This window comes from Mycobacteroides sp. CBMA 271, from assembly GCF_009729205.1.
In the GTDB taxonomy this organism is placed as follows: Bacteria; Actinomycetota; Actinomycetes; order Mycobacteriales; family Mycobacteriaceae; genus Mycobacterium.
Genome location: NZ_VTHB01000008.1, coordinates 300,262 through 322,412, shown reverse-complemented (window position 1 = coordinate 322,412; position 22,151 = coordinate 300,262). Strand labels below are relative to the sequence as shown.

The 22,151-nt window shown below is 63.8% G+C and carries 21 protein-coding genes and 2 pseudogenes; 13 read left to right on the top strand and 10 right to left on the bottom strand.

Annotated elements, in window-relative coordinates; translation table 11 throughout:
- Positions 1-3 precede the first annotated feature (3 nt).
- From nagA to FZI91_RS21545, 4 genes are read right to left on the bottom strand one after another with little or no spacing between them, the layout of a single operon-like run.
- Positions 4-876 (bottom strand): N-acetylglucosamine-6-phosphate deacetylase, encoded by an 873-nt coding sequence (nagA, locus tag FZI91_RS21560; RefSeq protein ID WP_155941112.1) that lies wholly within the window; start codon positions 874-876, stop codon positions 4-6.
- A gap of 1 nt (position 877) precedes the next feature.
- Positions 878-1,891 carry an SIS domain-containing protein gene (locus FZI91_RS21555; protein ID WP_162526667.1) on the bottom strand — a complete coding sequence of 338 codons (1,014 nt, stop codon included), beginning with the start codon at positions 1,889-1,891 and terminating at the stop codon, positions 878-880.
- A 14-nt stretch (positions 1,892-1,905) separates the two neighbouring features.
- The gene (locus FZI91_RS21550; protein WP_162526650.1) at positions 1,906-2,823 is read right to left on the bottom strand and encodes a BadF/BadG/BcrA/BcrD ATPase family protein; all 918 of its coding nucleotides are present in this window, start codon (positions 2,821-2,823) and stop codon (positions 1,906-1,908) included.
- On the bottom strand, positions 2,805-4,202 hold the full coding sequence (locus tag FZI91_RS21545) for a sugar porter family MFS transporter (protein WP_155941110.1): 1,398 nt from the start codon (positions 4,200-4,202) through the stop codon (positions 2,805-2,807). Before FZI91_RS21545 ends, FZI91_RS21550 begins: the two co-directional genes overlap by 19 nt.
- Positions 4,203-4,244: 42 nt before the next feature.
- Between FZI91_RS21545 and FZI91_RS21540 the strand changes: the two genes are divergently transcribed.
- Positions 4,245-5,132, top strand: coding sequence for an LLM class F420-dependent oxidoreductase (locus FZI91_RS21540; protein WP_155941109.1), 888 nt, complete (start codon positions 4,245-4,247; stop codon positions 5,130-5,132).
- Here FZI91_RS21540 and FZI91_RS21535 read toward each other — a convergent pair.
- Positions 5,101-5,556 (bottom strand): nuclear transport factor 2 family protein, encoded by a 456-nt coding sequence (locus FZI91_RS21535; protein ID WP_162526649.1) that lies wholly within the window; start codon positions 5,554-5,556, stop codon positions 5,101-5,103. The two genes, FZI91_RS21540 and FZI91_RS21535, sit on opposite strands and share 32 nt — an antisense overlap.
- A 72-nt stretch (positions 5,557-5,628) precedes the next feature.
- Between FZI91_RS21535 and FZI91_RS21530 the strand changes: the two genes are divergently transcribed.
- From FZI91_RS21530 to FZI91_RS21495, 8 genes are all read left to right on the top strand, one after another.
- Positions 5,629-6,408 carry an SDR family NAD(P)-dependent oxidoreductase gene (locus FZI91_RS21530; protein WP_155941108.1) on the top strand — a complete coding sequence of 260 codons (780 nt, stop codon included), beginning with the start codon at positions 5,629-5,631 and terminating at the stop codon, positions 6,406-6,408.
- A 35-nt stretch (positions 6,409-6,443) separates the two neighbouring features.
- Entirely contained in the window at positions 6,444-7,697 is a 1,254-nt protein-coding gene (gene egtA, locus FZI91_RS21525; protein WP_155941107.1) for an ergothioneine biosynthesis glutamate--cysteine ligase EgtA, read from the top strand.
- Positions 7,694-8,965 carry an ergothioneine biosynthesis protein EgtB gene (gene egtB, locus FZI91_RS21520; protein WP_162526648.1) on the top strand — a complete coding sequence of 424 codons (1,272 nt, stop codon included), beginning with the start codon at positions 7,694-7,696 and terminating at the stop codon, positions 8,963-8,965. The genes egtA and egtB overlap by 4 nt, the downstream gene beginning before the upstream one ends.
- Complete coding sequence (egtC, locus tag FZI91_RS21515; RefSeq protein WP_155941106.1) at positions 8,958-9,638, top strand: ergothioneine biosynthesis protein EgtC; 681 nt, start codon at positions 8,958-8,960, stop codon at positions 9,636-9,638. The genes egtB and egtC overlap by 8 nt, the downstream gene beginning before the upstream one ends.
- 2 nt (positions 9,639-9,640) lie before the next feature.
- Positions 9,641-10,591, top strand: a complete 951-nt coding sequence (egtD, locus tag FZI91_RS21510) for an L-histidine N(alpha)-methyltransferase (protein ID WP_203448883.1) — start codon at positions 9,641-9,643, stop codon at positions 10,589-10,591.
- Entirely contained in the window at positions 10,588-11,658 is a 1,071-nt protein-coding gene (egtE, locus tag FZI91_RS21505; protein ID WP_155941104.1) for an ergothioneine biosynthesis PLP-dependent enzyme EgtE, read from the top strand. Before egtD ends, egtE begins: the two co-directional genes overlap by 4 nt.
- A 106-nt stretch (positions 11,659-11,764) precedes the next feature.
- Positions 11,765-12,343, top strand: a complete 579-nt coding sequence (locus FZI91_RS21500; RefSeq protein ID WP_155941103.1) for a hypothetical protein — start codon at positions 11,765-11,767, stop codon at positions 12,341-12,343.
- Between the two features lie 576 nt (positions 12,344-12,919).
- Positions 12,920-13,489 (top strand): hypothetical protein, encoded by a 570-nt coding sequence (locus FZI91_RS21495; protein ID WP_155941102.1) that lies wholly within the window; start codon positions 12,920-12,922, stop codon positions 13,487-13,489.
- Here FZI91_RS21495 and FZI91_RS21490 read toward each other — a convergent pair.
- The 5 genes and pseudogenes from FZI91_RS21490 to FZI91_RS21470 form a co-directional block, all read right to left on the bottom strand.
- The gene (locus tag FZI91_RS21490) at positions 13,468-14,577 is read right to left on the bottom strand and encodes a hypothetical protein (protein ID WP_162526647.1); all 1,110 of its coding nucleotides are present in this window, start codon (positions 14,575-14,577) and stop codon (positions 13,468-13,470) included. The genes FZI91_RS21495 and FZI91_RS21490 overlap by 22 nt on opposite strands.
- A gap of 338 nt (positions 14,578-14,915) precedes the next feature.
- Positions 14,916-15,258, bottom strand: a pseudogene (locus FZI91_RS21485) (glutamate--cysteine ligase); the annotation flags it as partial.
- Between the two features lie 157 nt (positions 15,259-15,415).
- Positions 15,416-16,588 carry a DUF222 domain-containing protein gene (locus FZI91_RS21480; RefSeq protein WP_309224199.1) on the bottom strand — a complete coding sequence of 391 codons (1,173 nt, stop codon included), beginning with the start codon at positions 16,586-16,588 and terminating at the stop codon, positions 15,416-15,418.
- 325 nt (positions 16,589-16,913) lie between these two features.
- Positions 16,914-17,015: pseudogene (locus tag FZI91_RS24370) on the bottom strand (metal-sensing transcriptional repressor); the annotation flags it as partial.
- 6 nt (positions 17,016-17,021) lie between these two features.
- The gene (locus FZI91_RS21470; RefSeq protein ID WP_155941100.1) at positions 17,022-18,497 is read right to left on the bottom strand and encodes a glutamate-cysteine ligase family protein; all 1,476 of its coding nucleotides are present in this window, start codon (positions 18,495-18,497) and stop codon (positions 17,022-17,024) included.
- A gap of 151 nt (positions 18,498-18,648) precedes the next feature.
- On the opposite strand from FZI91_RS21470, the gene FZI91_RS21465 reads away from it, so the two are divergent.
- From FZI91_RS21465 to FZI91_RS21450, 4 genes are all read left to right on the top strand, one after another.
- Positions 18,649-18,948 carry a hypothetical protein gene (locus FZI91_RS21465; RefSeq protein WP_155941099.1) on the top strand — a complete coding sequence of 100 codons (300 nt, stop codon included), beginning with the start codon at positions 18,649-18,651 and terminating at the stop codon, positions 18,946-18,948.
- A complete protein-coding gene (locus tag FZI91_RS21460; RefSeq protein WP_155941098.1) occupies positions 18,945-20,111 on the top strand; it encodes a hypothetical protein in 1,167 nt (388 codons plus the stop codon). The genes FZI91_RS21465 and FZI91_RS21460 overlap by 4 nt, the downstream gene beginning before the upstream one ends.
- A gap of 38 nt (positions 20,112-20,149) precedes the next feature.
- Complete coding sequence (locus tag FZI91_RS21455) at positions 20,150-20,788, top strand: TetR/AcrR family transcriptional regulator (RefSeq protein ID WP_155941097.1); 639 nt, start codon at positions 20,150-20,152, stop codon at positions 20,786-20,788.
- A gap of 170 nt (positions 20,789-20,958) precedes the next feature.
- Complete coding sequence (locus FZI91_RS21450) at positions 20,959-22,149, top strand: lipid-transfer protein (RefSeq protein ID WP_203448882.1); 1,191 nt, start codon at positions 20,959-20,961, stop codon at positions 22,147-22,149.
- The last annotated feature ends 2 nt before the right edge of the window (positions 22,150-22,151 follow it).

Sequence of the window (22,151 nt, the reverse complement as noted above, 5' to 3'; positions counted from 1 at the left end):
AATCTAGACACCCACCGCGCGAAGGGGATTGACCGAGGTCTGCAGCGTCGCGATCGCTGGCCCACCGTGTAGCGCCGCGAATCGGTAGAGGTCTGCCATGCTCGCCGTGCTGCCCGCGATCGTGCCGTCCGGCAATCGTGCCTCGCCGGCGGCGACGGTTACCGGCAGCTGGCCCAATTGATAAGCACCGTCTGGCATTCCGGCGGCGCACATGGCGTCGGTGACGAGCGCGATCCGGTCGGGGCCCACCGCCGCCAGCACCATGCGGTAGACCGCGGGGTGGATGTGTACGCCATCGGCGATGAGTTCGATGGTCACCGCCGGACTTTCCAGCAGCGCGGGGATGGGGCCGGGCTCGCGGTGATGGATGGGCCGCATGGCGTTGAACAGGTGCGTGGCGACGGTCGCGCCTGCCGAAATTGCCTGCAGGGTTAGCTCATACGTGGCGTCGGTGTGTCCCACCGCTGCCACCACGCCCCGCTCGGCAAGTAGTTCGATCGCCTGCAGTGCGCCCGGAAGCTCGGGCGCAATGGTGACCATTCGGATGTGCCCGGCGCCGGCGTCCAGGAGCCGTTCCAGCTCGCCGAGGTCGGGCTCGCGCAGCAACCGAGGATCATGAGCGCCGGCGTATCGCGGTGAAAGCCAAGGCCCTTCGAGATGTATCCCGGCGATACCGTTGGATCCAGCCCCGGCCGCCTCGGCGAGTACGCGCACGGCGCGTAACAGGTCATCGGGCGCCAGCGTCACCAGGCTGGCCAGCAGACCTGCCGTACCGTGGGCCCGATGCCACGCGAGGGCAATGCGATTGCCCTCGGGGTCGTCTCCGAAGGATGCGCCGCCACCGCCGTGCACGTGCATATCAAAGAACTCGGGCATATCAGAGCGTTTCAGTCACCTTGGATAGACCTCGTGGTACATCGGGATTCTCGCCACGGCCGATCGCGAGCTGCAGCGCCAACATCTGTAGCGGCAGGATGGCCAGCATGGGGGAGAGTTCTTCGGCGGTCGGCTCCAGCGTGACACCCAGGCCGGTCGCGGCCACCGCGTCGGCCGACCCCACGCAACACACGTCCGCGCCGCGACCCGCCAGTCGATGCAACACATCGTCCATGGCCCGGCCACCGACTCCTGTCGGCACAATCGCGATCACCGGAACCTGCGGATCGATCATCGCCAGTGGACCGTGCAACAGATCGGCTCCTGAGAATGCCTGTGCAGAAAGGTAACTCGTTTCCATGAGCTTCAGGGCGGCCTCACGCGCCGTCGGGTACGAGTAGCCGCGGCCGGTGGTCACCAGTCGCGAGGCGAACCGGTAGCGGGTGGCCAGCTGCTGTACGACGGCGCTGTGCAGCACTTCTTCGCCCCGTTGGGGAAGCAGCTCCGCCGCCGAATTGTCGCGGCCCGCTACATCGGTGAGCAGCAGATACAACGCGAGCAGCTGCGCGGTGTACGACTTGGTGGCGGCCACCGCGAGCTCGGGGCCTGCCAGCACGTCTACGTGGTACTCGGCGGCGGTCGCCAGCGGTGACTGCACGGCGTTGGTGACGGCCACCGTCAGTGCGCCTTGCTGCCGTGCTACCGACAAGGTCTGCACCAAGTCCGGGGAGCCGCCCGATTGGCTGACCCCGATTACCAGCACGCCCGAAAGGTCAGGTCGCGCACCGTAGGTCGTCATGGTCGACGGTGAGGCGAGCCCGGCAGGGACCTGCCAGATGATCTCCGTGAGGTATTTACCGTAGAGCGCGGCGTGGTCACTGGTGCCGCGAGCGACAAAGAGAACAAAGCGGGGCTGATACTCGACAATCTTCGCTGCCACCTCCGCGATGGCGGCCCGGCCCTCGGTCAGCAGCCGTTCCCATACGGCTGGCTGCTGACGAATCTCGTCGGCCATATGTGTCCCCGCGGTCATCGGTTCTCCAATCCTTCGACGTCGACCCCGGCCAGGGCCAATGCTCCGAACACCGGTTCACGTTGCAGCACAGCAATATCCGAAACGCCTGTGCCCCGGGTACGTTCGATGATATCGGTCACCAGGCCGGGTTGGTTGGCCAGCAGCCCGCCGCCGAGCACCACCGGCAGGCCTGGCCCCAATCGTAGGCACACACCCTCGATTAACGCAGCCAAGTCGATCGCGGTTTGCCTGGTTATTACCTGAGCCGCGTCGTTCCCCTGCGCGGCCAGCTCGAACACAAGCCCCGCCATCTTGGCCCAGTACCGTCGTTCGGGCTGGGCATAGAAATGGTCGAGCAACTGTGAGGGGTCGGTGACACCGCACTCGGAGGCGAATCGCTGAGACAGCGCATCGGGAGAATCTCCTCGGTCGGACAGCGAGAGCGCGTGACGCACAGCCGATCTGGACACCCCGTAACCACTACCGTCGTCCCCGAGTAGGTATCCCCAGCCGCCGATGCGGGCCGTCGCGCCGTCGGCGCGTTTTCCCCAGGCGACCGACCCGGTGCCTGATATCACCGCGATTCCGGCGGTTAAACCGCCGGCGGCGAGGATCAGCTGGGTGTCGTGCACGGCGGTGATGACGGCATCGGGTGCGTACGGTCGGAGCAGCCGGATCAGGGCTTGGGCACCCTGTTCGGTGTCCACGCCCGCCGAGCCGGCGCTCACGCGAGTGATGTCGTCGCGGTTGAGTGCAGAGAAGATATCGGCGAAAGCGGTTTTCGCCTGCTCTTCGCTGACCGATTGCAGGTTCGCGCTGCCGGCCAGCGCCTCACCGATGATCTTGCCGTCCGCCACGGCCAACGCGCGGGTCTTGGACCCACCGATGTCGATACCGACTGTCACATCGCTTTTCAGGACGTCCCGGGCCACTTGCCCCCGCTTTCCCAGAAGTGTCGGATGTCTTCGAGATTGTGACCCTTGGTTTCCGGAGCCGTCAGGTACACGAATACGAATGCCGCGATAGCAAGGCAGCCGAAGACCGCGAAGGAGACAGCACCGCCGAACTTGGTGAGCAGCGATAGGAACCAGTAGGCGACAACGGCGTTGGCCACCAGGTCAGAGGTCAGCATGGCGCTGGCGCCGTATGAGCGCAGCCGCGCGGGGAAACTCTCCCCTGCGTAAACCCACACCAAGGAACCGAACCCGAACGTGAAGCCGACAGCCACCAGCACAATGCCGAGAAATCCGAGGACGGTCAGCATGCCGCCGAACTCGGATCCACCCACCGCGAAGACGCCCGCCAGTAGCGCGTATGCCACGACCATGATGGCGATGCCGGTAAGCAGTATGGGCCGCCTACCCATCCGGTCGATGGTCGACATCGAAATGAACACCGCGATTAACGCCGCCACCTGAACCAGCGCGGGTAAGCCCAGTTTCGCGGAGTAGCCCGTCATGCCCATCGCCTCGAAAATGCGGGGAGAGTAATAGACAACGGCATTGATACCGGTGATCTGGATGAAGAAGCCAAGAACGACAACGAATATCGTTGCTCGACGATATGGCGGAGTGATCATGTCACGCAGGCGATGCCGTAGTGAGCCGCCGTTTTCATCCTTCAGCGCCGCAGCGATCTCGTCGAGTTCGTGATCGACGTCGATCTCTGGATCGAGCGTGCCGAGGATTTCGCGCGCACGTTCACGGTCACCGCGCAGCATGTGCCAGCGCGCGGTGTCGGGGAGTTTGAGTAGCGCGATGAGCACCAGTGCCGCCGGTATCGCGGCCAGGCCCAGCATGATGCGCCAGCTACCGGTAGAGGCCAACGCCCACGCGATGAGATATCCGGCGATGATGCCCGTCACGCACGCCACCTGGTAGAGCACCAGCATGGAGCCGCGGATCTTGGTGGGGGAGGATTCCGCGACGAACACCGGGACTACTACCACGGAAATCCCCACCGTCACTCCCAGCAGGAACCGGGCCCCGACCAGCGACGTCAGGTCGAACGCCAGCGCAGACAACAGCGAGAACAATCCAAATGTTGCTGCCACCAACACCATTGACCGCTTCCGGCCGATCCGGTTGGACAGCGGACCGCCGGCGATCGCGCCGGCGATCTCACCGATCACCACAGCGGTGGCGGCGACTTCTTGGTCGTGAGTGGAGAGGTGCAGATCGTTGGCGAGGAACAGTAGGGCCCCCGCGATATTGGAGGAGTCATAGCCGTAGATGACACCCAACGCAGCGGCGGTCGCCGCCACCATCAGACCCAGACGCGATGTTGAGCGGAGGTCGGTGATCAGGCCCATTCGCGAGATCCTATGGTGACACGTGATGTCAGGAGGCCGCTTATGAAGATCGGTGTTGTCGTTCCGGTGGAGCTCGGGATTACCGCCGAACCCGCCAAGATCCTCGAATTCGCGCGTGCCGCAGAGCGGCTGGGGTTCAGCGAGATCTCCGCGGTAGAGCACGCGGTGGTCATCGGGGACACGCAGAGCGCCTATCCGTACTCGCCGACCGGCCAGTCGCACCTCCCCGATGATCTTGATATTCCCGATCCGTTGGAGCTGCTGTCCTTCATCGCGGGTGCCACCACGATGCTTGGGCTGTCCACCGGAGTGCTGGTAATGCCCGACCACCACCCCGTGGTGCTGGCCAAACGTCTGGCCACGCTGGACCGGCTGAGCCGCGGGCGGCTGCGGGTCTGCCTGGGCGTCGGGTGGATGCGTGAGGAGATCGAGGCGTGCGGCGGCGACTTCGATCGCAGGGGGCGTGCCACCGATGAGGCCATCGCGGTGATGCGCGCGCTGTGGTCCGCCGATGGGCCCGCCGCGTTCGACGGTGAGTTCTATCGCTTCCAGAACGCGTACTCGTACCCCAAACCATTCGAACCGCAAGGTGTTCCGCTGTATGTCGGCGGACACAGCAAGGCCGCGGCACGCCGCGCGGGGCGGCTGGGAATAGGTTTTCAGCCACTGGGCCTGGCCGGCGACGACCTGACGGCCGCGGTGCAGGTTATGCGTGCCGCCGCCGACGACGCGGGCCGTGATCCCGCGGGCATCGACCTGGTGCTCGGGCACGGTCTGCATCGGGTGGAGCAGGCGTCGCTGGATCAGGCGGCACAGGCCGGTGCGGGACGGATGCTGCTGTCGGTCTCGCGGCGCGCCACCACGCTGGAGGCCGTGCTCGACGAGATGGCCGCGTGCGCTAGCCGACTCGAACTGGTCGGTCCTCGCTGAACACCACGACCGGCTCGCGACGGGTAAACACCCAGCCGTTCTCACCGCGCGCGTAGCCGTCGACGTACCGCACCGCCATGACGTTGTCATGAAACGAGCCACGGTCTCCGTTCATCTCGCGTAGGTAGATGTGGTGGGCCATGCAGTAGACCTCCCCGGCAGCGGTGTCACCGGTGATACTCACGGTCTGTTGACCGACGAGGTGATACGTCGCGTGCAGCGGTTCGAGCGCCACCACAATCGAATCCGCGATGGTCTCGCGGCCGACGAGCAGGGCATCCTCACCCTTGCGCAGCAGGGCCGGCGGTCGGATGAACTCGGCGTCGGCAGAGAACAGCTCGACTAGCCCGTCGCGATCGCGGCGGTCGGCCGCCACGGCATACCGGGCGACAAGATCCTGGATGGCACGTCGGTCATCGGTCACGAGTACAAGCCTATGTGGCGCTGTAGCCGACCAAAGGATCTCCCAACCAACCGATCGGTTATGGTGCGGCTCATGGATATCAATGGTGTGTCTGCAATCGTCACGGGTGGCGCCTCGGGTCTAGGTGCCGCAACTGTTCGCCTGCTCGCTGAACAGGGCGCCAAGGTCGTCATCGCCGACGTTCAGGACGAAAAGGGCGAGGCTCTGGCCAAGGAACTGGGTGGCGCCTTTGTGCACACCGACGTCACCAGCGAGACCGACGGCATCGCCGCCGTGGACGCCGCCAAGGAGCTCGGCCCGGTGCGCGTACTCATCAACTGCGCGGGCGTCGGCTGGCCCGGGCGCACCATCGGCAAGGACGGGCAGTACGCCTCGGCTCACTCGCTCGACATCTTCTCCAAGGTCATCGCCATCAACCTGATCGGCTCCTTCAACCTCATTCGTCTCGCCGCCACCGCCATCAGCCTGGAAGAGCCTGTCGACGAGTTCGGTGAGCGCGGCGCCATCGTCAACACCGCCTCCGTCGCGGCGTTCGACGGTCAGATCGGCCAGGCCGCCTACTCGGCGTCCAAGGGCGGCATCGTGGGCATGACGCTTCCGATCGCGCGCGATCTGTCGGTTGTGGGTATCCGCGTCAACACCATTGCGCCGGGACTTATCGACACCCCGATCTACGGCGAGGGCGATTCCGCGCAACAGTTCAAGGACCGCCTGGCACCGAACGTGCTGTACCCGAAGCGCCTGGGTAACTCCTCGGAGTTCGCGTCGCTGGCCCTGGAGCTGGTGACCAACAGCTACATGAACGCCGAGACAATTCGCATCGACGGCGGGGCCCGGCTGCAGCCGAAGTAGAGCAACTTGTCGGTGGCTTGTGCAACATTGGATAGATGGCCACCCGGCTTGATGCGTTGCTCTCCGGTGCGGATGAGGCAGCCGAATACATCGCGCGGCACGCGTTCGGCGATGACGAGGTAGGAGCTGTGGGGCTCGAGCTGGAGTCCCACAGCGTTGACCTGGCGCATCCGGACAGGCGTGTCTCCTGGCAGCGGCTGCAAGAGATCGCCGCGTCGATAGGTCCCCTGCCCGGCGCCAGCACCATTACCTTCGAGCCTGGGGGTGCGGTGGAGCTCTCCGGTCCACCGCACCCCGACATTTCCTCGGCGATCACCGCGATGCGCGCGGACCGCCAGATCCTGGCCCGTGCCTTCCGTGCTGCGGGTGTGGCGCTCGCGGCTCTCGGTACCGATCCACTTCGCGCGCCGGAACGGGTAAATCCCAGCCCGCGGTACACCGCGATGGCCCGGCATTTCGACGCCGCCGGTCGCGGCGAACCCGGCGCCCAGATGATGACGTTGACGGCGTCGTTGCAGGTCAATCTGCAGTCGGGGCGCCGCAAGCAGTGGCGGGACCGCTTTGATCAGGCACAGCGCATCGGCCCCACCTTGGTGGCCTTGTCGGCGTCCTCCCCGATGCTCGCTGGGCAGGCCACGGGATGGCGCAACACCCGGCAACGGATTTGGGGTCGTATGGACCCTCGTCGCTGCGGCCCCGTCTCCATCGGCGACGACCCGGCCGAGTCATGGGCCCGGTATGCCCTGCAGGCACCGGTCATGTTGGCCCGGGGAAGCAATGGCGACGCAAATGCCGTTGTTGATGATGTGCCGTTTTCCGCGTGGGTTGAGGGACAGGTGATGGTGGGCGATCGCCGACCAACCACCGAGGATCTCGACTACCACCTCACGACCTTGTTTCCTCCGGTACGTCCACGCGGGTGGTTCGAACTGCGGTACCTGGACGCGGCACCGGATTTCTGGTGGCCGGCCCTGGCGTTCACGGCCACCGCGGTGCTTGACCATCCGGCGGCGGCAGAGATCGCCGCGGAGGCGGTGGAACCCGTCGGCGATGCCTGGGAGACGGCGGCGCGCGTGGGTCTGGCCGATGACGGCCTGCGCAGTGCGGCCTGCCGGTTGGTTGCGGCGGCCTGTTCCGTAGCGCCCGATGCGCTGCTGCCGGAGATGCTCGACCTGCTGGGACGGGCGGAGCAAGGACGATGTCCGGCCGACGATTTCACCGACAATGTCGCTGAATACGGTGTGGTGCAGGCCTTCTCGGGAGTTACCCTGTCGGGAGCTGCGCAGTGACGAGGGCGGCGTTGGCGCGGGATCTGGAAGCGGCTCGGCTGCGCACGCTGATGATCACCGACCACGACGACACGGAGTTGCACCGTCAGTACGACCCGCTGATGAGTCCGTTGGTATGGGATCTCGCGCATATCGGGCAGCAGGAAGAACTGTGGCTGCTGCGCGGCGGTGATCCACGAAGGCCCGGGATGTTGCCCGGAGATATCGAGTCGCTCTACGACGCGTTCCGTCACACCCGCGCGAGCAGGGTGCAGCTGCCGTTGCTCTCTCCGGCGCAGGCGCGGTCGTTTTGTCATGAGGTGCGGGGCCGGGTCCTGGATCGGCTGGACACCGCCGACGAATTCAACCTCGCACTGGTGCTCAGCCACGAACATCAGCACAACGAAACCATGTTGCAGGCGTTGTCGATTCGTAGAGGAGCCGCGCTGCTGGAACGCGTCGACTCGCTGCCGCCGGGACGGTCGGGTGTGGCGGGAACCTCGGTGCTGGTGCCTGAGGGGCCCTTTGTTCTCGGTGTTGGCGCGACCGACGAGCCGTTTTCCCTTGACAACGAACGGCCCGCACATGTTGTGCACCTCAAGAGTTTTCGCATCGGGCGAGTTCCGGTGACCAACGGCGAATGGTCTGCGTTCATTGCCGACGGGGGATATCGTCGCGAGGAATTCTGGACCGATGGCGGGTGGGCGCACCGATGTGCCGAAGGCCTGACAGCGCCCATGTTTTGGAACGAGGGCGGGACGCTTACCCGGTTCGGTCGGGAGGTGGAGATCACGCCCGATGAGCCGGTGCAACATGTCACCTTCCACGAGGCGCAGGCCTACGCCGCGTGGGCGGGTGCGCGATTGCCGACCGAGGTCGAATGGGAGAAGGCCTGCGCATGGGATCCGGAACGCGCTGCGCGACGGCGTTATCCGTGGGGTGAGGATGCCCCGAGCCGTGAGCGGGCGAATCTCGGTGGCGACGCGCTGGGGCCCGCTCCCGTGGGGGCCTATCCGGCGTCCGCGTCGGCGTACGGCGCCGAGCAGATGCTGGGCGATGTGTGGGAATGGACGACGTCCCCGTTGCGGCCCTGGCCGGGTTTCACCCCGATGATCTATCAGCAGTACAGCGAGCCGTTCTTCGAAGGTTCCGGGGCCGGTGACTATCGGGTGCTGCGTGGCGGATCGTGGGCCGTGGCCCCGTCCATCGTGCGCCCCAGCTTCCGGAACTGGGATCACCCGATCCGCAGGCAAATCTTCAGTGGGGTTCGATTGGCCTGGGATGTGTAGACACCTCGGGTGGTTGGGTGCGCCGCGGAGCCTGGCGTCGTTGATCCTGGAGCCACCGCACGGCCTGTTGGTGCAGTCGTATGCCCCACGGCGCCAACAACATGGCCTGGTGAACGCCGACGGCTGGGGTGCCGGATTCTTCGTCGACGGAGGGCCACATAGGTGGCGCGGCGCGCGACCGCTGTGGGGTGATGCGTCGTTTGCCTCGGTGGCTCCGGTGCTGAACAGCGGGTGTGTGGTGGCGGCCGTCCGGTCGGCTAGCGTCGGCATGCCTATTGACGAGTCTGCTGCTGCGCCGTTCACTGACGGGACCTGGTTGTTGTCCCACAACGGAATTGTCGATCGCGACGCGGTGGGGCCGGTGTCGGGTACGGAGTCGGTGGTCGACAGCGCCGTGCTGGCGGCGCGTATCTTCGCCGCGGGGATGGAGAACCTGGGGGAGACGGTCCGGCAGGTCGGCAGCGATGATCCGAAGGCGCGGCTGAACATCCTGGCGGCCAATGGAAATGAGTTGATCGCCACGACGTGGGGTGACACGCTGTCGATTCTGGAGGCCGCCGACGGCGTGGTGGTGGCGAGTGAGCCGTATGACGACGACCCGTCTTGGGTCGATATCCGGGACCGGCGATTGGTGCGGGTACGCGATGGGAAGGTAGAAGTGACGCCGTTATGAGCTTGACGCTGGAAAATCACCTGTCCTCCGGAGCGGCGGCTCAGGCCTTGCGACGTGATGTACGGCAAGGCTTGACGGCAACGTCGAAATCGCTTCCACCCAAGTGGTTTTACGACGAGGTGGGTAGTGATCTGTTCGACGAGATCACCCGTCTTCCGGAGTACTATCCGACGCGCACCGAGGCGGCGCTGCTCCGTGCACATGCCGCCGATATTGCGGAGGCCTCGGGTGCCGACACCCTGGTAGAGCTGGGCAGCGGAACCTCCGAAAAGACCCGGATGCTGCTGGATGCGTTGGATCCCAACACGTTCATCCCGTTCGATGTGGATTCCGGTGTGCTGCGTGCCGCGGGGGATGCACTTGTCGATGAGTACCCGGGGATGCGGGTCCGCGCAGTCTGTGGGGACTTCGAGAAGGACCTCGGCCGGATTCCACGGGAGGGGCGACGGCTGGTCGCGTTCCTGGGTTCCACGATTGGAAACCTGACGACGCAGCCGCGTGCGCAGTTCCTGGCCGACGTCGCCGCGACACTTGATTCCGGTGAAATGCTGCTCCTGGGCACGGATTTAGTCAAGGATACTGAGCGACTGGTGCGGGCCTACGACGACAGTGCTGGGGTGACGGCCGCATTCAATCGCAATGTGCTGGCGGTGATCAATCGTGAGCTCGACGCGGATTTCGATCTCGACGCCTTCGAGCATGTCGCGCTGTGGAATGGCGATGAGGAGCGCATGGAGATGTGGCTGCGCTCCGGGCGTGATCAGCGGGTGAGCATCGAAGCGCTGGACCTTGTGGTCGATTTCGCGGTCGGAGAGATGATGCTGACCGAGGTGTCGTGCAAGTTCCGGCGCGAGGGTGTGGTGGCCGAGTTGGCGGCTGCTGGACTGCGTCAGATTCAGTGGTGGACTGACGATTCCAACGACTTTGGACTGTCGCTGGCGGTGAAGGAATGAACTTGACTGAAGAGTGGAGTCAGGCTCGTCCGCCGGTGCTGGGTGTGCATCTGGATTCGGCCGCCTGTTCACGGCAGAGTGTCGAAACCATCCGCGCGGTGGCGCAGCATGCCGAACATGAGGCGCAGATCGGCGGGTATGTGGCGCAGGAGGCCGCGGCGCCGGTCCTCGACGCCGGGCGCACCGCGGTGCGTCAGCTGACAGGTATGCCCGAGGCCGAGGTGCTCTTCACCACCGGGGCGGCCGACGCGTTGCGCACGCTTCTACAGTCCTGGCCCGCGGAAGCTGGCAAGGTTATCGCCTGTCTGCCCGGGGAGTTCGGCCCGAACTTGATGATTATGAACATCTTTGGGTTCACTCCGGTCTGGCTGCCGGTCGACGGGTCCGGTCGCGCCGACCTTGACGGGATTGAAGGTTTCCTGCGCCGCGAGAAGATTGACCTGGTGCATGTCACGGCGGTGGGCAGCCACCGCGGCACGGTGCAGCCCGCCGCCGAGGTGGTCGCGTTGGCCCGCGCGGCCGGGGTGCCCGTTGTGGTCGACGCCGCGCAGGCTCTGGGGCATGTCGACTGCACGTATGGTGCGGACGCCATGTACGCACCGTCGCGCAAGTGGCTGGCCGGTCCACGTGGCGTGGGTGTGCTCGCCATCAATCCGACGCTCGCGCATCTGATTCCGCAGTGGGCCGGTCACGTCGAAGCGCACATCGCGGGCTGGGTGGGCCTGTCGGTGGCGGTGGGCCAGCATCTCGCCGCCGGTGCAGCGGAGGTACAGGGAGCTCTTGCTGAACGCGGACGGGCTGCTCGAAAGATCCTGGGAGACCTGAAGGATTGGCGGGTGGTGGAATCCATGGACGAGCCAAGTGCCATCACCACGTTGGAGCCCGTCGGCGACGTCGACATCGTCGAGGTGCGGGCTCGCCTCATCGAGGAACACGGGATCGTGACGACAGCCGCAGAGACCATGCGGGCGCCGTTCGAGATGACCAAGCCGGTGCTGCGGATCAGTCCGCATGTCGACGGCACCGATGAGGAATTGGAAGCGCTAGCGAAGGTGCTTCGAGGGTAAGGCGTCGTATGCTACTGCGATGGGTGGGGGTGGGGCAGTATCGGAGTCGAGCGGACCCGAGAATCGGCGATTCATCGACCGCGTCTCGCTGAAGAACCTCGGCCGGGTGGCGCTGGTATCGGTTCTGGCAGTCACCGCCGGATTTGGCGGTCTCGACAAGGGATCCGCCGCCACTCAGGTGACCTTGGGTGAAACCTACGACAACGGGATGCTTCAGCTCACACCGCGTCGGTTTGACGGAATTTGTGACGTCGAACAGCTACGCCGAGGAACGTCAACCTACTCACTCGAAAAGGCTCTGGAGAAGTCGTGGCGAGTGATCGCGCTTTACGTCACTGTCGAGAATCTCGGTAATGAAGCCGTAGAGCTTGGTAGTGCATTCAAATCAAAGAACGCTTCTGAGGCGCCATTCACGCTCGCAGATGCCGTCGAGTATGAGTATTTTGGTGCGTATCGTCCATCCGGGAGATTCAATAATGTATTTGCTTTTCCCCCGGGTAAGAAGCTCGATTTGACGTTGTATTGGGGAGTAGCGCCGGACAAATGGGATACCCCGGGGACCGCCACCATCCGGATGTATGACTTGGAGCTGCGCGAAGACGTAAACGGCACGGTGAGAATCTTTCATACGACGCCAATCGCGCGGTACGGGAACGTGAGCGCTGCTATTCAAGGATGTGGATAGTATGCCGAAAAATGGGCGCATGGTGCGTCTCGCGCAAGTAGCGCTTGCCGTTGCATTCCTCGCGTTGACGGCATTCTTCTTTCGGAGCACTCCTACGAGAAGCGAGTCGTATGCACCGATCGATATTCATGGCTCTGGGAACCAGTGGTTGAGTGGCAGGGACATTAGCGCGAGAGTTACCGCTGTGTATTCCACTCGGATCGTTAGATGGGACCGATACACCGGTGATGCTGAAGCCGCTGCCGGTCGGTGGTTGGTTGTCGAGATGGAATGCGCGTCGATATCGAAAGCGGAGAGCTTTAAGCCAGAATTGCGTGTTGACAATCAGATCTTCCGGACCGAGATCGAGCCGGCTCCGAACTGTGGCCCACCGGGGGTGCCAATAAAGTACACATGCGTGTTTGATGTTCCCCGGAATCTGGGGAATCTTACACTCATGCTTACGTCGAGTCAGTCAAAATTCATTGATCTGACGGTGGAGGGATGGCCCATTGATTCTCGGCTTATGATTGACATGCCGGTGTCGATGCTGATTGACCGCAAATCGGTTGATATTCCTAATTCAGGGGGGCGGATTTGATTGGGCGTATTCCGCGTAATGCGGTCGCGTTTGTCGTGATAGTCGTTGCGATTGCTGTCTTTCTGTGGACTATCGGATATCCTCAATGGCGTGAGCACCTGGGGCGTTGGCATGACGCGACCAACGTCGCGGCCGGGTCAGAATATGTACGTGACGGCGTGCATTGGCGACTCCGGAACGTGCCTATCACGCTGCCGCGTTCCGACCACAACGGACGGCTAGAACTTCCCGAGTCGACGCGGCCTATTGCGGTGGCATTCGATCGCACTAAGAACGGAAATCCGGTCTTGGAAGCCGATATCGGAAACCAGCGATGCAACGCCTGGGCTTACGTCTACGACAGCGAGGGGCGGCGTTGGCGGTCCGGAAATTACCCCACGCGATGGTCGAGAGCCTTGTTAAAAGCGTTGGGAGAAGATTACGATGGCAATTTTTTCTGCACTGGATCCGTGAAGTCTTTGGCGATCGTAGCTCTCGTGCCTACTGACGCAGAAATCGTGGGGGCCGAGGTCCTTTTTCTCCCGAAAGGCGACCGCGAGATCGTTCATTTCGAGCTGGGTAAATGATTTCTTTCGTGAGAAACGACGCTGATGCAGTGCCAGTACATGGCTGCGACCAGGCAGACTCGGATGGGGTCGATGATCGCCCCCAGTGTGGCGCGGATGCTCACCATATAACTTGCCCACCATTCAGTGTCTTGCGGGCCGATGAGTAAGGCCGTCACTCGCCACGCAAGACCGTCGGTAACGTTTGGGTTGTAATAGACACCGGTCGGGAACAGCAGCAACAGCCCGGTGAACGCGGCGACATAGAAGGCGACAACCCACACGCGCGCGTGTAGGACCAGCCGTATCGAATCGCTCAATGAGGACACTATTCCCAGGATGCTGTCGGCGATCTCTGCTCCACGAGACCGAATGCCGTTGACCAGCCACGGACGCCAGCTGCTGAATTCTCGCGTGACGTCCTCGCGCGCGCGGGCTAGCCGCTCGGCTCGGGAGGCGCCCAGTACGTTGAGGCCGACGCTGCGCCAGGTGGCGGGCGGATTGATCGCGAAGATGATTCCTGCGAACGCCACCCAGGTCAGTGCGATCAGGGTGGGCGGTATCGCATCACCCAACCAGCCGGTGGCCCAATCCCATAACGGACCAAGCACCTTGAAACGTGAGAGCAACTCGTCCCGTTGAGCGTGATACCAGATGACGATGCGTCGCTCGCCGATCCAGGTTGGTGTTCCTAACAAGCGACGGCCGGCCGCGGCGACCAGCAGGTAGAGCCAGGTTGCCTGAAGGTAGAGCGTGATGAGCTGCACCCAGGCGGGCATGCGGTCCTGGTATTTGGTGAGCACCATACGTGCAGCAAAGATCGTTACGATGGTCAGATAGATAGGCCATCCGGTTGGTGCGAGAAAGTGGTTTGCGTCCTCAATGGATTTCGTGGAATTCCCGCCCGCGTCTTCGGTCATCGCGAAGTAGCGCTGGGCTTGCACATAGGAAAACTGGTTGTAGTCTTCAAGATTGACTTTCCAGGCGCTGAACAAGACGAATATCGGAACGACCGCGCGCACCAGCGCGTCTAGGCCTACTCGGTAGCTCACCTGCGTACCTACGACATCACGCCTGAGCACCCAGAACATCGCGACATAGGTCAGCATGCGCGCCAGCACCACAAGTGGAAAGACCAGGCCGCCCCAGAGTCCGCCAACGTGCAGACTCACGTACACGGCGAGATGGAGTGCACCGTAACGGGCCAGCCACCCGACGAGGTAAATCGCGACCAGCCAGGGCCCGTGCCGTCGTAGTAGCAGGCCCGTGCGCTTCAGAACATCCAGCACCGTTGACGCCCCCGTTCGGCTCCCCACGCCATCATCAGGCGATTGTAGCTATTCCCCGATGAGATTCGGTATTCAACGAGCCACTCCGGAAGCTACGAAATGCAGAGATCCACTCGAACTTTCACCACAAAAGGCGCATCTCGATGCCGGGAGAACCCTTACAGCAGTTCCCAGGTGTGCACCGGTTCATTGGAATGTATGTGGCGGCAATACATTCGGAGCATCTCGGTGAGCGCCGCAGCGCGATTCAATCCGCGCTCTTCCAGCGCGCCGACTGTGTGGGTCTGCCACGCTGCGCCGTTGATGCCGGACTTCGCTCGCCTCGATGATGCCCAGATAGTGGTCGCACACGTCGGGGGCCCACGCCGCTACGGGTGCCTTCGAGGAAATCTCATGTGCCGCAGAGAAAGTCACCTTGGGCCAGACCGGCCTGTCGTCCTCGGGCAGGGTGCGTAACGGCCCGTATTGGAACGCGGCGTCGGCCATGACATCGATGACAGTCGCTCGAAAGATACTGGGATAATTCAAGATTGGCCTACGGTGGAGGTGTTTGACGAGCCAAGTGTTATCGCTACGCTGGAGCCCAACCCCGTCGCTGGTTGAACAACACGGCTTTGTGTTGTCTCCGGAAGGGAACCGGCTCTTCTAAGGGCGCCTGTTAAAAGGGCGGTGGGTTGGCTTCGGCGTAGGCGGCTTGTTCGGCTTGGCGTTGCAGTCGTTCGGCTCGGTTGTGGTTTCGTTCTGCGGCCCGGCGTTGTTCGCGGTTTTGGGTGCGGGTGCGGGCTCGGGTGAGGTTGGCGAAGAGCAGGCTGCTGGCCGGGGTGGTGGTGTAGAGGTGTCCGGTGGGTGCTTTCCAGATGATGGTGCCGTCGGGTTCCTGGATCTCGCGCCAGCCACCGAAGGTTTTGAGTAGGTGGTGTTTGCGGCACAGTGCTTTGAGGTTGTCGGCGTCGGTGTGTCCGCCGTTGGCATACGAAATGCTGTGGTCGAGGTCGGCTTTGTCGGCGGGTTGCGAGCAGCCGGGGAATCGGCACATCTGGTCGCGGCACCGCACGAAGGCGTCCAGGGCGCGGGTGGGCCGGTAGCGGTCCGTGGCCTCGGACTCGAGGGTACGGATGCGTGTTCCGGGGGTGGTGGCGATCTGGCGGGCTTGTTCGGCGTTGATGACCCCGAATCCGGAGACCTGGGCGGGTTCGACGCTGTCGGGGTCTTCGAGGGTGGTCTGGTTGGCGACCATGTGCACGATTACTGGGGTGTCGGCCATGGCGCGGCCGGCGCAGTCGGGATCGGTGCAGGTGCAGTGCATCTGGTCGTGGCCTTGGGTGAGGGCGCCGATGGCGTCGGCGCGCTTTTGGGCTTTGGTGCGTGGGTCGGCGCCGCAAACGGTGGTGGCGAGTTGATCGAGACGTTTGTCGAGGGCCACCGCATGAGGGGTGTGTAGGACTCCCCAGATTTCGGCGAGTGGGTTCCCGGTGTCCAGGGGTCGGATCTGCAGGTGTCGGTCATCGGTGGCGGTTTTGGTGCGCCGTACCGCGTCGAGATCATGGCGGTAGACGAGGGCGTCCAGGGCGGCGGTGATGCGTTTGATCGACCAGCGTTCCCAGCGGGGTATCGCGGCCACGATCGCGGCGTCCACGGCGGCGACCACGGCGTCATCCTCGAGTAGCTCGGTGCGCCCGATGATGAGGGCGACGGTGCGAAAGTCGATGTGTCCGTCGGTGAATCGGGCCGCCACGGCTTTGAGGCGGTGTCGCAGCACGTAGGCGTAGCGCATCTGGTGAGAGGCCAAGGCATGCGTGATGCCCTGGGCGGCAGCGATTTGGGCGGCCACCCCCATCCCAGCGGTCCACGGCGAACCGGTCCTGGGGTTCTTCCTGGTTGGGGTCGGCGTGCCGGTCCACCAGGGCGCCGATCGCGGCCAGTCGCCGCGCGGCGGCCTGGGCCTCGGCGCGTTGGGCGGAGGTGATCACGTCGATCAGCTCAGCATCCCCCCATGGAGTCGAACATACATTCGAATCTACCGTGACGGATGCTGCCCTGCAAGGGAATCCGCCAACAACTTCAGCCACTCTGGCAACGGGAGAAACTTAGGTCAGCGCGAGGAACAGCTTCTCCAGCTCGGCTTCCGTCAGCGGTGGTGTACTGCCGTCTTGGTCGCAGTCGCACCCCTGCTCGATCATGCCGATTACCCCGGCTAGTTGTCCCTGCGCGCGGCGCAGCCTATTGAGCACCTGGCCCGCGCTGTCCTGATCATCGATCGGTCTCTAGATCTGCTCCCAGGTGTGCACCGGTTCATTGGAATGCATGTGTTCGCAATACATCCGGAGCATTTCGGTGAGCGCCGCGTTGTGATTCAGCCCGCGTTCCTCCAGTGCGCCGACGGTACGTGTCTGCCACACCGCGCCGTTGATGCCCGATTTCGCGCGCGCCTCAATCACACCCAGATAGCGGTCGCGCACCGCGGGGGCCACGCCCCAGCGTCGTAAACCCTCATGGGCCATGGGCAGTAGGTGTCTCAGTGTCAACTCGTCGGCGGCGATCTCCCCGACCCCCGGCCAATACAACCTGGCCGCTGCGCCGCGCCGGGCACCTTCGAGGAAATTCTCATGCGCCGCAGCGAAAGTCATCTTGGTCCAGACGGGCCGGTCGTCCTCCGACAGTGCGCGCAATGCTCCGTAGTAGAACGCGGCATTGGCCATGACGTCGATGACCGTCGGCCCGGCCGGAAGCACCCGATTCTCTACCCGCAGATGCGGGGTGCCGTTGACCACGTCGTAGATTGGCCGGTTCCAGCGGTAGATGGTTCCGTTGTGCAGCCGCAGTTCCTGAAGCCGCGGTGCCCTACCGGCGGCGAGCTCGGCCGCGGGGTCCTCGTCGGAGATCTCCGGCAACAGTGACGGGAAGTAGAGAACATTCTCTTCGAACAGATCGAAGATCGACGTGATCCAGCGCTCGCCGAACCACACCCTAGGGCGCACCCCCTGGATCTTGAATTCTTGCGGACGGGTGTCGGTGGACTGTGTGAACAGCTCCACCCGAGTTTCGGCCCACAACGACTTGCCGAAGAAGAACGGCGAGTTGGCGGCGAGCGCTAGCTGGGGGCCCGCCAGTGCCTGGGCCGCGTTCCAGTTGGCGGCGAAATCGTCGGGTGCCACCTGAAGGTGCAGCTGCATGCTGGTGCACGCCGATTCCGGTGCGATCGACGGTGACCTCACGCTGAGCCGCTCTGTGCCCGCGATATCGATCTGCATGTCCTCGCCGCGGGCGGTGAACACTGCGTCATTGAGCGCTTGGTATCGCGACGACGGGCTCATCCACCGGCCCTCCAGATGCTCGGGCATCACCGTGGGCAGGATGCCGATCATCACGATGTGGGCGCCGAGTTCACCGGCTCGTTCGCATGCGGCGTTGAGACTGGACCGCACCTCGTCCTCGAGTTCAAGTGCCGCGGAACCCGGAAGCGCACGGGGCGGCACATTCAGCTCGATGTTGTAGGCGCCCAGCTCGGTCTGAAATGCGGGATCGGCGATCGAGGCGAGAACCTCGGTATTCATCATCGTGGGCTGGTAGTTGCCGTCAACCAGGTTGAACTCGATCTCCATGCCGGTCAGCGGTCGCTCGAAGTCGAAGCTGGACTCCGACAGCATGGTCTCGAACACGTCCAGACAGTTCTGCACCTTGGTGCGATAGGCCCGGCGGTGTTCGCCGGTGAAATGGGTTCGTGCGACTTCGTCGCCCATGCGTTGCATTCTTCCCAGCTGGACGTTGCGGCACGAAGAATGCTGAAAAAAGGCTGAAAAAGATGGAACCGAATGACGACTAGTGTCGTCGTATCTGTTCAGAGGCACAATTCTGCCGATGAACCGCGCGGTTTCCCCGGGGAGGATACGTATGAACGACATCATGAAGGCCAATGGCGCCGAGATGTCACGACTGGCGAGTCGAGTGGCGGGCCGCGCGAAGGATGCATTCCCCGACGTCGATTTCGAGGCGGCGGCGAACGCGGTCGCCGGCACGGAGTTCGCCGAGGTGCTGCGGGCGGTCAGTGGCGCACTCAAGCGCGCCGGGGGCGGCGCATCCGAGCGCATCGAGGCCATCTCGTCGTATGTCCAGAGCAGCGCGGGTGTGCTCATCGGGCAGGACGCCGTGAACGCCAAGCGTGTGGCCAAGGCCGGGGAGGTCAACCTATGAGGCCGACAATTTCGCAGCTGCGCGGCTGGGACGTTTCCAACCTGGACACTGCCGCGAAAGCCATCGAAGACGCGAGTAAGAATTTGGACCTGTCCATTGACGGCGTGGTCCGTGATCTGGACTCGGCGGAGTCGTACTGGCAGGGCAAGACCTTCAATTCCGCGTACAACCACGCATCGAACGAGCAGTCTTCGACGAACCGGCTCTCGTACGCGATCAGCAGCGTCGCCGAGGCAGTCCGTGGCGGGTACTCATCGCTCACCGCTGCCCGCGACAAGGTGATGGTCCTGGTGGACGAGGCCACTTCCAAGGGGCTGAATGTTGCCGACGACGGCACCGTGACCGCTCCGGAGGGCCGTAAGGATCTGCAGGCGGAGGCCCGACGGCTGACCGACTCGATTCGGCAGGCGCTCAAGGCGCTCGAAGAGGCCGACCGTACTTCGTCCAACGATCTGCGTAAGGCGTCGGAGAACGTCGACCAAGAACACAACTCTGCCAGCACTCAGCCCGCGGCGTTCGTGCCGGCCAGTGCTGGCGGTGGCGCGGCCAGTGGTGCCATGAACGGTGGCTTCGGCGGTGGTCAAGGCGGCGGCCACGGGGGTGGCTTTGGCGGCGGAAGCGGTGGCGGTTTCGGTGGGGGCAGCGGCGGCGGCCATGGCGGTGGGAGCCACGGCACTCCTGACGGCACCTACTCCAACACGGGCGCCCCCTCGATGAGGCCCTCGGGCCCGTCGGTATTCATGAATCTCGATGCCGGTCAGATGGAAGTCGCTCGGAAGATCATCGAGGAAGGTTTGCGTCGCGGGTTGTCGCCCGAGGCCATCCAGATTGCGCTGGCGACGGCGCTCACCGAGTCGGGCCTGCGTAGCCTCGCGAATGGATCGGTGCCTGACTCGATGATGCTCCCCAATGACGGTGTGGGGCAAGACCACGACTCGGTGGGCCCGTTCCAGCAGCGTCAAAGCTGGGGTGCTACAGCCGATTTGATGGATCCCGCGAGGTCGGCCGGTAAGTTCTACGACCAGTTGGTGAAGGTGTCGGGTTGGCAGGACATGAGTGTTGCCCAAGCCGCACAGGCGGTTCAGCGCTCGGCCTTCCCCGACGCCTATGCCAAGTACGAGGCGCAGGCCGGGCAGATCTTCCACCAAGTCACCGGCCGATAGCCACTTTTCGGTTCCGTTGACTGTGGTGCAATGTGGGCATGCCCACGGCACGACGCACCCAGGAGGAACGGTCGGCGGCGATGCGCGCCCGGCTGCTCGAGGCGACCATCGACTGTCTCATCGAGTTCGGTTACTCCGGCACCACCACATCCCGCATCGCGGGGCGAGCCGGTGTCACGCGCGGTGCGTTGATCCATCACTTCCAGTCCAAGTCGGAGCTGATGGCCGAATCGGTGCGGCACCTGGCGTTCAAGCGCACGCAGGCGGTGCTCGAAGAGCTGATGGCGATGGATCAGTCCACCGATCCGATCGACCGGTACCTCGATGTGCTGTGGCGGATTCACCAGGGGCCGATGTTCGTCGCGGTGGTCGAACTACTCATCGCGGCGCGGACCGAGCCCGATCTGCGGGTGCACCTGGATCAGTTCGAGAAGATGGTGCTGCACAATCTGTCGGCGCTCAATGTGCTTGATAACGGCAACGATCCCGAACCGAGCTCGCCCAAGGACCGACGCGATCTCGGCCTGCTCGCCATGGACATCATTCGCGGGATCCTCATCACCAGCCTGACTGCCTCCCAGGAAACCCGGGACCGGCGCTGGTTGCGGGCCAAGCAGATGCTGGAGCTGCGACTTCGCGCGCCGGCGCGTGGCGCACAGAAACAAACCGCACTGTAGGTAAAAGTTCCGTCCGTTTACTGGTGGTTTTGTGGGGCTTCACCACGGGGCGAGCCCGTTCTTCTGACTCTTACATTCAGGATGGAACGTATGTTACGTTGGCGATGCCCCCCATCGAAGTGTGCGCAAAAGGAGCTTGGAAGATGCCCCCAAAGGGTTCGCCAAAGGTTTTGGAAAAGGTCTTCGTGATCGGCGTCGGGATGACGAAGTTCGAGAAACCAGGACGACGCGAAGGTTGGGACTACCCGGCCATGGCCAAGGAGTCGGGCACCAAGGCGCTGGCCGACGCCGGTATCGACTACGACAAGGTGGAGGCCGCCTACGTCGGGTACTGCGCCGGCGAATCCACCTCCGGCCAGCGCGCGGTCTATGAACTCGGAATGTCCGGCATCCCGGTCACCAACGTCAACAACAACTGTTCGACGGGTTCGACCGCACTGTTCAACGCGGCCCAAGCGATCCGTGGTGGCCTCGCGGACGTCACGCTGGCTCTCGGGTTCGAGAAGATGCAGCCCGGTTCCTTGGGTGCGACCTTTACCGACCGCGAGCAGCCCATGCAGCGACACATCGAAGCCCTGGCCGGATTGTTCGATTTCGCGTTCCCGCCCGCGCCCTGGATGTTTGGCGCGGCCGGCCGCGAGCACATGCAGAAGTACGGCACCACCGCCGAGCACTTCGCCAAGATCGGTTACAAGAACCACAAGCATTCGGTCAACAACCCGTATGCGCAGTTCCAGGAGGAGTATTCGCTGCAAGACATCTTGGACGCCAAGATGATCTACGAGCCCCTCACCAAGCTGCAGTGCTCGCCGACCTCCGACGGATCCGGTGCGGCCATCCTGGCCTCCGAGCGGTACGTGGACGAGAACGGGCTCGGTGACCGGGCGGTGGAGATCGTCGGCCAGGCCATGACCACCGATATCCCGGGAACCCTGGAATCGAAGTCGGCGATCACCCTGGTGGGCTACGATATGGCCAAGCTGGCGGCGCAGAAAGTCTATGAGCAGGCGCAGATTTCGGCCGAGGACATCGATGTCATCGAGCTGCACGATTGCTTCTCCGCCAATGAACTGATCACCTACGAGGCGCTTGGCCTGTGCCCCGAGGGCGACGGCGGCAAGCTGATCGATAACGGTGACACCACCTATGGCGGGCGTTGGGTGGTCAATCCGTCCGGTGGCCTGATCTCCAAGGGACATCCGCTCGGGGCCACCGGCCTGGCGCAGTGCGCCGAGCTCACCTGGCAGCTGCGCGGGGACGCGGACCAGCGTCAGGTCGATGGTGCGCAGGTCGCACTGCAGCACAACCTCGGCCTCGGTGGCGCCTGCGTCATCACCGCCTACAAGCCGGCGAATCGCTGAAA